The organism is Ruegeria sp. F12 (assembly GCF_056533885.1).
Window position 1 is genome coordinate 1 of the sequence record NZ_JBQFOV010000019.1, and the last position, 12,023, is coordinate 12,023.

Below are 12,023 nucleotides of genomic sequence, written 5' to 3' on the forward strand. Positions count from 1 at the left end.
GCCGACGCTGCGTCAGCGAAGGCAATGCTCATTGCGACAACCAAAAGTCTTATCATTCAGGCGCCCTTGCTCCGCCGGTCTTGCGATTTCCCGCCGCCCGGATGCGATCAGCGGCACGCTGCTTCCATTCCAGCCTATCTGCTTCAGTTTCCAGAGTTTCGACACGTTCCGTCTCTAGCTGGAAGGTCGCATTCATCGGCATGAGACCATCCACAACCATCATATTTTGAACGGAAGGATCGATAGTCAGCTTACCGGTCAGCCGAACGGGTTCGTGGACATAGCTGGGCGTCCAGTCCCCGTTCAACCGCACGCGGATCATCTGGTTCGGCGGAGGTGGAGGCATATGACTGCACATCCCTCGTTCCGGCACTAAATACGCGACAGGCCGCCCGTCCGGATCATTCGGAGCAGGAATGGCAAAGCCCGCCAATGTGATTGTTTGACCGTCGAATTGTGGATTTCCGTTGGTCCCAGCCTTTCTCCGACGTTCCGTTACCACCTCCCGCTGATCGAGTAGCCAGTCGATATCAATTCCATCAGCTGCCAAGGCATCCTCAGTCTCGGCTAAAAGCGCTTGCCACTTTTGCCGCTCGTCTTCACTGCCATCATTCTGCTGCAGCCTGCCACGCAATCGCACGACGTAGAGGACATCATCGAATTGTTCGGGACTGAGATCACGGTAGGGGTCTTCAAAGATCTGCGAGGATGGGTCCGGCAGGTCTGCCCAGTCCAACGCGGTATCGGGCGTCGCCATGGCAGACTGTCCACACCAAATCAACCCTGCCAATACTACGGTGCGAAACACATGGTGCATAGATGCTCTCCGGCTCTTTAGAGGTGTCAATCCAGTGTGTTTTTGTAGATGACGCCGTCCTTCATGATTAGGCGGATCGTCTCGGGGCTTTCGGGCCTCGGGTCGGCACCGAACCACTGATCGCCCGTACCAACGACCGAGAAATCTTCGAGCGGGTTACCGTCGATCAGCAGGATATCCGCATAGGCACCTTCTTCGATCACACCCAGTTTCCCGGCGGTATACGGGTTCATGAAGTCACCTGACAAAGCGACCACCTCGCCACCTGTCGATGTCAGCGTGACCATAGATGTGTAGGGCCCGAAAAACTCGTTGTTCAGGTGTTTTTCATAGGCAATCTGGATATTGCAGGCCTCGACCGAACCAACACAGTCGGTCTGGAACCCTCGCTTCACCGGACATTCCTTCATATTGTCGATGTAGCCTGCAAACGTGGCCGAAGCGGACTTGGCTTTGGCAAGGCTCGACGGGACGTTTGCTACCGCTGGAATATCGAGCAGTCCGGGATCGAAGGCCGTCAGGTTGGTGGTGATATACGCCCCTTTTTCGTTCATGATTTGGGCAATTTCACAGTCAAACGAAAAGCCATGTTCGATGGACATGACACCTGCGTCCAGCGCACTCAGGATCGCTTCCTTGCGATAGGAATGCGCCATGACATAGCTGCCGTATTCATTGGCCACTTGCACGGCGGCCCTGATCTCCTCGGGCGATCCAGCCAGCAATTGCCATGGGTCGAAGGCCGAAACGACACCCCCGGATTGCATGAACTTCAACTGAGTAGCACCCATGCGGAAGTTGTTGCGCGCGAACCTGTAAACGTCGTCCACTCCGCTCACCTCCTGCGCCAAGTTCAGACGGCTCATGTTTGTCTCTGAACCCGGAGGAGCGGTGAAATTCGCAAAGTCAGCATGACCGCCGCGCGTTCCGATAAATGCACCGGACGGAAAGTAACGCGGTCCGTCAATTTGGCCTGCGTCAATTGCGCGGCGTAACCCGCCATTGGCCCCACCCGCGTCCCTAACTGTGGTGAAGCCCTGCATCAAATACATCTCGGCCATCCGCGCACCGTGTATGGCAAAGTCTTCCCACGTTGTGTTGGCCTCCATCGCGGGCAAGGTCGGCCCCATCAGCATCAGATGCGCGTGCAGTTCGATAAACCCGGGGGTCAGTGTCCGTCCCTCTCCGTCAATGACCGTGGCATTGGGGGCATCGATCGCATCAGTTGAGACGGCCTTGATAAGGTTGCCCTCAACCAGAACGCTCGCATTTTCGATACGCTGTTCATTGACGCCGTCGAAGACATGCACGTTGGTGAAAAGCGTTTGGGGTTCTTCCTGATCCTGAGCGTGCGCGGACGCAGAAAAAGAAAGACCGGCAGCGGCGATTACCGCCGAGTAAAGCGACATTCGTAGACCGGACATAGGTACTCCCTTCATATTCTTATTTTACCAACTGTAGTCCGGAAAACTTTACCGCGGTTGCCAGTTTCGAATTATAATGTTCGAATGTGATGGTAAAAATGGCCACTGGACAGCGCATTCAATCCTAAAAATGGTGAAGAGATTGCCTTTCAACACCACCTCTCAAGAGCATAGCGAGGGCTTTATTCGCCTCTCTTTGGCTGCCCCGTTTTTGCAGTATCTCATCGACCGCGAGATCGATCCGCAACCAGCTTTGGATCAGGTCGGGTTGAAGGCAGAACTGTTGTCTGACCCATCCGTGTTCGTTCATTCAGAGTTGGTCTACGGGTTGGTTAATACCTTCTCAGAAGTTTCAAGGGATCGGTATCTTGGACTGAATGTTGGGGAGACGTTTGACCTGCAAGCATGGCCACCTTTCGCCCAGGCCTTGCAATCGACAAAGACATTATTCGAGTTTTTTACCCGATTTGTCCGGCTTGTACCGCAGGAGTCCAATTCTGTGCGGCACAGCCTTATCATTGAAGCGGACAAAGCGACCTATCGAATCGAAAGGCAGCAAGAACCGACTGTTCCACCCGTTCAGGTCACCGGCTTTGGAGCCGCAATCTATGTGCGCCTATTGCAGACCGTCGTCGGCGATTCCTGGGATTCTTCGCGCGTGCGATGGGAAAGCAGATACATCAATGGTCTACCTATCGACTATAAGGGGATCGAGGTTGGCTTGGGAACCTATCCCGGAATGCAAATTAGCTTTCCTGTGGAATGGTTGTTTTTGCACCATGTCTCTGAGTGTTCTGGCAAACCCGTAGCCGCACCGCGACAAGATGAAGAAGTAACCGTGGTGGCAGCTTTGCGATCTGTTTTACGTGACAAGCTAGATGAAATCGATTTGGGACCAAATGTAGTGGCTGGGTTGCTGGGGATACAGCCGGAACGGTTTCTGAAGGCCCTTCAGCAACAAGGCACAACGCTACCCCGCGAAATCAAGCGGCTGCGTGTCGATGTGGCAAAGGAGCACCTAAAAGAAGACCAGATGACAATTGCAGAGATCGGTCTGATGCTCGGCTATTCTGACAAGTCCCATTTCACCCGCTTTTTTCGAGGTCAAACCGGAATGACACCGACCAAGTTCCGCCTTGGTGCATAATTGCTGGACTGCTTTTCCACTTCTTTACAAGTGGGGACCAACAAGTATTCGCAGCACATTTTTTGAAGCCCCTATCTTAGGATCGCAGGGGAACAATTTCCCCATAGCCCCTACGGCAGCTCTTACAGTGCTACGCTTCCGCTTCAGCAAACCTCTGATTAAGTTCGATCGGCAGCAATTCTGATTGAAGCAAGTTGTCATGCGCTATTGAACCGTTGGGAAAACGGTGCGACCCCCAAGCCACTAACAACGCAAGGCTTCTCTCCAAGATAGCACTGGTCGCGGCAGAGGAAAACAGCACCTTATTGCACGTGCGGTTTGAGTTAAAACGCTTCGTTGGCTCCGAGTTTGCCGGAAGGCCGTGTCTTTCATCACCCACCATCCCCTCAATCCAGGCCTGCGGTGATGCGACCTTGTTGCAACCGATTGCAAAATGGGTGCAACGGGGCGTAGTATTTGCCCATGAAAATGTCGAATACCACCTTACTTGCTCACTGGCCCCGTTCATGAGTGTCACACTAAAAGACGTTGCCGCACTTGCTGGGGTTTCGCGGTCCGCCGTGTCGCGCACCTTTACCGAAGGCGCGTCGGTTTCTGCCAAAACCCGCAGCAAAGTCGAAAAGGCTGCAGCCGAGCTGGGCTACAGCCCGAACGCGCTGGCCTCCAGCCTGACCACCGGGAGGACCAAACTGATCGGGCTGATCTCGAACAACTTCCACAACCCGATCTTCCTGGAGGTGTTTGATCAATTTACCCGCGCCCTGCAAGAACGCGGCTTGCGCCCGTTGATCGTGAACCTGACGGATGAGACCGAGCCCGCAAACTCGGTCAGAATGCTGCGGCAATATTCGGTGGATGCCGTCATTGTGGCCTCATCCACCCTGCCGCCCAGCTTTGCAAAGGCGTTTCATGATGCGGGCGTTCCGGTGGTGCACACATTCGGACGGTCGGCCACCTCGCCCGAGGTTCATGTGGTCGGGATCGACAACGTCGAATGCGGGCGGATGGCGGCGCGGGAATTGCTGGCGCGGGGATATCGGCACGTCGGCTATCTGGGTGGTCCCAAGGATGCTACATCGGCAATGGATCGCTATCACGGGTTCATGGAAGAGGTTGAAAAACACCCAAACCTGAAAGTCTCACATTCTTTCGCGACCGGATATTCGTTCGAGGCTGGCCGCGCCGAAATGCTGCGCCTGCTGGCCGGCACCCCGGCCGAAGGGTATTTCTGCGGCGACGACATCCTGTCGATCGGTGCGCTGTCGGCCCTGTCCGACCACGGCCTGCAACCCGGCAAAGATATTGGTATTATTGGTCTGAATGATATGGAGATGTCGCGCTGGGAAAGCGTCGATCTGACGACGATTCACCAGCCGATCAAGCAGATCATCACCGCATCCGTCGATCTGGTCGAAGAGATGCTGAAAGACCCCGAGCGTTACCCCGAGGCCCGTATCTTTCCCTGCCGGGTGATCGAGCGGGGCACGTTACGGCCCCGCCCCTGATCAGCGAAACATTGGCGGGCGCGCGTCGGTCCAGGCACCATGATTTTTGGACGACGCGACCGCCGCGTGAACGGCGGCAATCGACCGCACGCCGTCGGCGGGGGTTGGCAGCCCGTCTCGGACCTCTCCTTGAATGGCATCGGCCAGATCGCAGTAGATATTGGCCACCGCCAGCGGGAATCCTTCGGGGTGAGCAATCGCTACGCGCGACAGGCGCTGCGCGTCGTCATGCAACCCGCCTTCGCCTTTTTCGATGATCTGCGTGCGCCCTCCGACCGGGGTATAGACCAACTGATTGGGCTGCTCGGACGCCCAGCGCAGACCTCCGGTTTCACCAAAGACCTGAATATCAAACCCATGCTGCCGCCCGATAGCCACAGATGACGTCCACAGCCGACCAACCGCGCCGCCCTCGGTGCGGAAGTTGATCATGGCGTCATCCTCCAGCTCACGGCTGACGATGGTCGAGGCCATGTCGGCAGACAGGGTTTTTACCTCATCGTCGCTGATGAAGCTTGCCATGTGCAGTGCGTGGATGCCGCAATCGGCGAACTGCCCGGATACGCCCGCCATCGCTGGATCATAGCGCCAGCGCACACGAGGGTTATCCGCGTCGGTCGCGTCACCGTGGTGGCCATGGCTGAAATTTGTCACTACCAGACGCACCTTGCCAATATCGCCCGCCCGCACCATCGCACGCGCCTGCCGCACCATCGGATAGGCGGAATAGCAATAGTTCACCGCGCAGATTTTGCCCGATGCTTTGGCCACACGCACGATCTCCTCGCCCTCTTCCACGGTCATAGTCATCGGCTTCTCGCATAACACGTGGAAACCGGCCTCGAGAAAGGCTTTGGCGATCTCGAAATGGGTCGCGTTCGGGGTGGCAATCGTCACTAGATCAATTCGGTCGGGGCGATCTTTTTCACCAGCCAGCATCTCTTGCCAATCGCCATATGCCCGGTCCTGCGCCACGCCCAGACGTTGCGCATATTCTCGCCCGACTTCCGGGCGATGGTCCAACGCGCCCGCGGCGAATTCGAACATCCCGTCGGCCAGCGCGCCCAATCGGTGCGCGGGCCCGATCTGACTGCCCTCGCCTCCACCAATCATGCCCCATTTCAGCTTTGCCATGATCTTAGTCTCTCTGTTGTCTTGTTTTGTGTTCGATCAGAAATCACTGACGTCCTGCCATTGCCGCTGGTCCGAAGACGCCAGCACCGCCGCCAGAACACGGTTCACCTCATGCCCGTCGCGGAAGGTCGGCCAGATGTTTTGGCCTGTATGGATGGCCTGCAGGAAATCCTTCGCTTCGATGATGATCTGGTCCTGATAGCCAGTTCCATGGCCCGGTCCCTGACAGAAGGGTTCATAATCCGGGTGCGCCGGGCCGGTCAGGATCTTGGTGAAACCCCGAGATGCCTCGGGGCCTTCCCGGTAATACAGCCACAGGGCATTCTGATCCTCTTGATCAAAGCGGATCGCACCCTTGGTGCCAGAGATCTCATAGGCGTAACCCATCTTTCGCCCCGTCGCGACGCGGCTGAAATAGAGGTTCCCCATGACGCCGTTTTCGAACCGGCACATCATCTGGGCATGGTCGTCATTCGTGACCTCTCCGCCCGGTCGGTGGCGGTGGACGGTTTCCACATCAGCCATCACCTGCGTAATCGGCCCGATCAGGGCCATCGCACCGTTGACCATGTGTGGGGCCAGATCACCGATAGTGCCATTCGCCATGCCAGTCGTGCGCCAGGTCGCTGGGGCTTGGGGATCGGCATAGAAATCCTCGGTATGCTCGCCCCGAAACCAGGTGATGTCCCCGATCTCACCATCCGCGATCAACTGCCGTGCATATTGGCTGGCAGGTGTTCGGATATAGTTGAAGCCAACCATGTTGATCGTGCCCGCCGCCTCGGCTGCCGCCACCATCGCTTGGCTGTCCTCCAAAGACGCCCCCAGGGGTTTTTCGCACAACACCGGCTTGCCCAGCGCAAAGGCCGCCTCGGCGATCTGGCGATGCGTGGACTGGGGTGAGGCGATCACGACCGCTTCGACCTTTGGGTCGTTGACCAGTACCTGCCAGTCATCCGTCGCACGAGCGAACCCGTAAGCTGCGCGGTAGCGTTCCGCGCTGGCGGGGGTCGAGGCGCAGATCATCTCAAGCCGAGGCCGCAAGGCTGTGTTGAACACGGCGCCAACTGCGGCCATCGCAACGGAATGGGCCTTGCCCATATAGCCGCCACCGACAATTCCAATTCCGATTTCAGGCATTTGCAACGGCTCCGAACAATATATTTGCAACCGGTTGCAAAATCAGTATCGTGAGAATCGATTTAACGCAAGGACCAACGATCCCTGCCCGCCCCTTTTCGCCGGAGGACAAGACGTGAGCACTTTGATGGATGGGATCAAAGGAAACCGATTTGCCGTTTTCGGACGCGCAGGCATGGATATGTTTGCCGACCCCATCGGCACCAAAAGCGAACATGCCGAAACCTTTCGCGCTGATCTGGGCGGCTCGTCCGCCAATATCTGCGCCGGGCTGGTCAAGCTGGGCAGCCAGGCGTCGCTGATCACTTCGGTCTCGGATGACGCGGTGGGGCGGTTCTGCCTGAACCGGCTGGCGCACTATGGGGTGGATATCTCGTTCATTCGCGTGATTGGCGGTGAATATCGGATTTCGCTGGCGGTCTATGAAAGCTGTGTTGAGAATTTCCAGAACGTCATCTACCGCAACGGTGCCGTCGATTTTCAAGTTACCGAAGAGGACATGGACCGGGTGGACTATGGCCGATTTTCCGCCGCAATCTCGGCCGGAACAGTCTTTGCCGCCGAACCCTCGCGCAGCGCGACGTTCCGCGCGTTCGACAATGCGCGCGCCGCCGGGCTGCCGATCATCTTTGACATTGACTACCGACCTTATAGTTGGCCCTCGCCCGAAGTGGCCGCTGACGTGCTGTCCCGCGCGGGCGAAGCCAGCGATCTGATCGTGGGCAACGACGAAGAGTTCGGATTCATGGCTGGCGGTATCGAGAAAGGTTTTGCTAAAGCTCAGGAATTGGCCCGCAAGCCGGGGCGCGTCGTCATCTATAAAATGGGTGAAAAGGGTGCGATCACGCTGGCGGATGGGCAGGAATACAAAACCGGCATCTATGCTGTTGACGCCATCAAACCCGTGGGCGCAGGCGACAGTTTCATGGCCGGTTTACTGGCATCGATCGCGGCGGGCCATTCGCTGCGCGTCGCGGTGATGCGGGGATCAGCCTGTGCATCCATCGTGGTCTCACAACCCGGCTGTGCGCCCGCCATGCCCACCACGGCTCAACTGGACGCCTTTCTTGCGTCCCACCCCGGTCCGACGACCTAGGAGGTTCCATGCATATCGCCCCTTTTGACAACCAGAACAAACCCATCGTGGATGTCGACGATCCGACGGTGCCGCTGAACTATTTCAACATCGTCAAACTGAAAAAGGGCGAGGCGTTCGAATACCAGGTGCCCGGCTATGAGACCTGCATCGTGCCCGCCACCGGTAGTGTCGACATCGAGGTCGAGGGCGTACAATTCCCGGCGCTGGGAAACCGGGGCGAGGATGTTTGGGACGGCGAGCCCGAAGGGGCCTATGTGCCGGTAGGCGCCAAGGCGCAGATGGTCTGCCTGTCCAATAGTGCTGAGGTCTTCGTGGCCGGAGCCAAATATGACAAGGTGCTGGACCCGTTCGATGTGCGCGAGCATGACCTTGTGCAATATGGCAGTGACGACACCAAAACTCATCGCAAGATCAAGCACATTCTGGGTCAAAAGCAGCACGACAAAGTGGGCCGTCTGTTGGTGAGCGAGCTGTTCACCGTCGGTCAGGGCGGCTGGTCCGGGTTCCCCAGCCACAAGCACGACACCAACCGCCTGCCCGATGAGACGCGGCATGATGAGACCTATAATTTCCGATTCAAACCCAACTGGGGCTCGGGCCTGCAGATGTTGCAGCGCGAGGATAACGAACCGGGGGATGCTTATCACATCGTCGATGGCTCGACCGTTTGCATTGATACAGGGTATCACCCCTGCTGCGTCCTGCCGGGCTATGAGATGTATTATTTCACCATCCTTGGCGGTCTGACCCAGCGGTCTCTGGTGCAGTATTTTCAACCCACCCATGCCTATCAGATCGAGACGATTCCGGGCATCAAAGACATGATCGCCAAGTTCAAATGACCCTCGTTACGCTGAAAGACGTCCTGCAACCGGCCTATGAACAGGGCTATGCCGTCGCCGGGCTGGTGACACTGGGATGGGAGGACATGCGCGCCTATGTGGCCGCGGCCGAGGCGGAAAACGCCCCGGTTATTCTGCAGGCGGGCCCAAGCTGTCGTGAGCACACCCCTTTGCCCGTTCTGGGCAAGATGTTCCGGCATCTGGCGGAAAATGCCTCAGTCCCGGTCGTGGCGCATCTGGATCACGGCTATACGTATGAGGACTGCAAGATCGCACTGGACAGCGGCTTTACCTCGCTGATGTTTGACGGCTCGCGCAAGCCCTTGCAGCAGAATATCGATGAGACCGCTGCCATCGCCGAAATGGCCCATTCCGCAGGGATTTCCTGCGAGGGTGAGATTGGCTTTGTCGGTTATTCTGGGGGTGAGGGGTCAAACGGAACCGATCCTGCCGAGGCCGCCCAATTCGCCCGGCAAAGCGGTGTCGACGCGATGGCAATCTCGGTCGGCAATGTGCATCTGCAACAAGACAAAGAGGGCGGGTTGGATGAGGCCCGTATCGCCGAGATTGACGCGATGACCGAGGTGCCGCTGGTGATCCATGGTGGCTCGGGCGTGCCGATCGAGCAACGCGCGCGTCTGGCCCGCGAGACGTCGATCTGCAAGTTCAACATCGGAACCGAGCTGCGCATGGCCTTTGGCACCGCCATGCGAAAAGCAGTGAACCGCGACCCCGAGCGGTTCGACCGCGTGACCATCCTAAAAGAGACCCATGACCCGGTCGAGGCCGCCGCTCGTACCGTCATTCGGGCCTTTGGCGCACCACCTCAGCGCTAAGCTCAGGCGTCGCGTTCCATGATCCATTCGACCTCAGGGGCCGGGACAAAGCGCCATTTGCGTAAGGGCCCGGCCATGACGTTCAGATAATACATCTCGAACCCATAGGGCGCGCCGCAGGGATGGTGGCCCCGCGGGACACAGACCACGTCGCCATCTGAAACGGCCATGGTTTCATCCAATTGGCCGTCATCCGTGTAGACTCGCTGAATGCCAAACCCGTTGGCGGGGTTCAGGCGGTGATAATAGGTTTCTTCCAGATAGGTGATGCGGGGATAGTCATCCTCGTCATGGCGATGGCTTGGATAGGATGACCAGTTGCCGTTTGGCGTAAAAACCTCGGTCACAAGCAGGCTGTCGGCGTAGTCTTCCGCCTCCATCGCGATGTTGTTGATATGGCGCGTGTTGGTGCCCTTGCCCCGTTCAGTCAAAGTAATGCCGTCCGGCCCGATACGACGCGCTTGATGTCCGCCTTGACCGGGGGCGGAACACACGGCCAGAACGCAATCAGTTTCCGCAACCGCCAGCCAATCGGTCCCGTTGGGCAAATAAAGGCAATGCGGAGGGGTCTTTTCGAACACATCCATCCGGTCGCCCAGCACGCCCCAATCCTGCCCCGCCCCGGTGATCTGCGCCTTACCTTCGACCATGACCAGGATGACCTCGCGATCACCGGCCACCTCGGAAGCTGTGTCGCCCGCGCGCAGATGGTAGAGGCCAAACCCGACATAGCGCCATCCGGCATTTGCCGGGGTGATGTCATGCACCTTTCCGCGCGTGCCAAAAGGTTTTTTCAAAAGGTCTGCCATCTCGTGTTCTCCGTATTGGGCGGGCACGTTCGCCCGCCCGATATTGCCTTATGCTGCCTGTCGGGTTTCCAGCGCTGCAAGCGCTTGTGCCAGTTGTTCTTCTGTCCACCCTTCGGATACCGCGCCGCGCAGGATATCGGCTTGGCTGGCGGGGGCGTTCCCGCCAACCGGTGGGTCCGTATCCAGATTGGTTGGAAACGGATACCCCTCGGCAGTGGCAGAAATGGCCGCATCCAGTTCCGGCCCCGACAGATCGCCACGCTGCTTCAGCGCCACCAGCGCCGGGAACGCCCTCAGCGACATGGCGCGCCGGTCGATGGCCTCCATCGCGCGCCCAAAGGCTGAAGAGACCTGAAGCAGGTTCGCCATCCTGTTGATATCCGCTCTGCAGTTCTCGCCCGCCGCATGAAACAGCGCCGGGTTGAAGAAAACAGCGTCACCTTTGTCCAATGGCAACTGGATATAGTTGGCTTCGAAATGGTCGCGATGCGCCTCATCGTGAAACGCCAGATAGCCCCGAGCATAAAGCTGCGAAAACGGCAACAGCTTGGTCGGACCACTTTCGACCGGCATATCGCAATGAGCCACAGCGCCCTGCAAGGTCAGAGACGCTGTCACCAAATGCGCATGGGCCGGATACCGCGCGGCGCTTTCGGCGCTTTGAAAGCCTAGGTGATAATCCCGATGCGCTTGCTGTGCCTTGCCGCCGGGGCGGACCTGATTGACCTGTGCGGTCATCTGATAATTCGGTCCCAGCCACGCCTCACACACGGCCGCAATCGAGGTGTTGCCGAAGTAAAGCGCAAAGCCCTCGGGATCCTTCATGCATTGCTTTTGCAGCGCATTCCACACCCGGTCATTGGCACCCGAGGCCGCAAAGTGATCGCCTTCGCCTGCCCCGCCTTCGCGCTCTTCGTCGATGATCTGTTGAAACACCTCCGTCGCCCGGTCGATCACGGTGGTATCCGCATAAGCACCTTTCAGCGCGATCACCCCGGCCGAGCTGTTCAACACCTGCCCCCATTCCGCAAGCAGAGCTTGACGCCGCGCGCCATCCTCTAGCGCAGGCCGTAGGGCACTCATGTCATAAACGGGTACGTTCTTTTCAATGCCCGCCGCATGCGGCACCGCTGACGCCTGTAGGGCCTGAGAGGTCAACACCTTGAATTCATCCAGATCACAGGATTCCCGGTCAAAATATCCGACATATCCAAGCTCTTGGCTTACCATGATTTTCTCCTTTCTCATGGCTTTGGTGTTGCCCATCGGG

General features: G+C 57.9%; 11 protein-coding genes. 5 read left to right on the forward strand and 6 right to left on the reverse strand.

Features of this window, described 5'->3' with window-relative positions; all coding sequences use genetic code 11:
• Positions 1–52 precede the first annotated feature (52 nt).
• Positions 53–817, reverse strand: a complete 765-nt coding sequence (locus tag ACR0CA_RS19105; RefSeq protein WP_480900728.1) for a DUF3299 domain-containing protein — start codon at positions 815–817, stop codon at positions 53–55.
• A 26-nt stretch (positions 818–843) separates the two neighbouring features.
• Positions 844–2,241: an amidohydrolase family protein gene (locus ACR0CA_RS19110; protein WP_480900730.1), complete on the reverse strand. Its 1,398-nt coding sequence runs from the start codon at positions 2,239–2,241 to the stop codon at positions 844–846.
• Positions 2,242–2,317: 76 nt separating this feature from the next.
• Between ACR0CA_RS19110 and ACR0CA_RS19115 the strand changes: the two genes are divergently transcribed.
• Positions 2,318–3,388 carry an AraC family transcriptional regulator gene (locus ACR0CA_RS19115; RefSeq protein ID WP_480900732.1) on the forward strand — a complete coding sequence of 357 codons (1,071 nt, stop codon included), beginning with the start codon at positions 2,318–2,320 and terminating at the stop codon, positions 3,386–3,388.
• A gap of 506 nt (positions 3,389–3,894) precedes the next feature.
• The gene (locus ACR0CA_RS19120; RefSeq protein WP_170784741.1) at positions 3,895–4,893 is read left to right on the forward strand and encodes a LacI family DNA-binding transcriptional regulator; all 999 of its coding nucleotides are present in this window, start codon (positions 3,895–3,897) and stop codon (positions 4,891–4,893) included.
• On the opposite strand, the gene ACR0CA_RS19125 is transcribed toward ACR0CA_RS19120, so the two are convergent.
• On the reverse strand, positions 4,894–6,027 hold the full coding sequence (locus tag ACR0CA_RS19125; protein ID WP_170772348.1) for a Gfo/Idh/MocA family protein: 1,134 nt from the start codon (positions 6,025–6,027) through the stop codon (positions 4,894–4,896). It abuts the gene before it with no gap.
• A 36-nt stretch (positions 6,028–6,063) separates the two neighbouring features.
• Positions 6,064–7,167, reverse strand: a complete 1,104-nt coding sequence (locus ACR0CA_RS19130) for a Gfo/Idh/MocA family protein (RefSeq protein ID WP_480900735.1) — start codon at positions 7,165–7,167, stop codon at positions 6,064–6,066.
• 127 nt (positions 7,168–7,294) lie between these two features.
• Here ACR0CA_RS19130 and ACR0CA_RS19135 point away from each other — a divergent pair, with 127 nt between their 5' ends.
• Genes ACR0CA_RS19135 through ACR0CA_RS19145 form a run of 3 tightly spaced genes read left to right on the forward strand, consistent with a single transcriptional unit; the run spans position 7,295 to position 9,944 of the window.
• A complete protein-coding gene (locus ACR0CA_RS19135; RefSeq protein ID WP_480900795.1) occupies positions 7,295–8,263 on the forward strand; it encodes a PfkB family carbohydrate kinase in 969 nt (322 codons plus the stop codon).
• An 8-nt stretch (positions 8,264–8,271) separates the two neighbouring features.
• A complete protein-coding gene (locus tag ACR0CA_RS19140; RefSeq protein WP_170789793.1) occupies positions 8,272–9,108 on the forward strand; it encodes a 5-deoxy-glucuronate isomerase in 837 nt (278 codons plus the stop codon).
• Positions 9,105–9,944, forward strand: a complete 840-nt coding sequence (locus ACR0CA_RS19145) for a class II fructose-bisphosphate aldolase (RefSeq protein ID WP_480900737.1) — start codon at positions 9,105–9,107, stop codon at positions 9,942–9,944. Before ACR0CA_RS19140 ends, ACR0CA_RS19145 begins: the two co-directional genes overlap by 4 nt.
• Positions 9,945–9,946: 2 nt before the next feature.
• On the opposite strand, the gene iolB is transcribed toward ACR0CA_RS19145, so the two are convergent.
• Positions 9,947–10,753 carry a 5-deoxy-glucuronate isomerase gene (iolB, locus tag ACR0CA_RS19150; protein ID WP_480900740.1) on the reverse strand — a complete coding sequence of 269 codons (807 nt, stop codon included), beginning with the start codon at positions 10,751–10,753 and terminating at the stop codon, positions 9,947–9,949.
• A 48-nt stretch (positions 10,754–10,801) separates the two neighbouring features.
• On the reverse strand, positions 10,802–11,983 hold the full coding sequence (locus ACR0CA_RS19155; RefSeq protein ID WP_480900742.1) for a phytanoyl-CoA dioxygenase family protein: 1,182 nt from the start codon (positions 11,981–11,983) through the stop codon (positions 10,802–10,804).
• Positions 11,984–12,023: the final 40 nt, after the last annotated feature.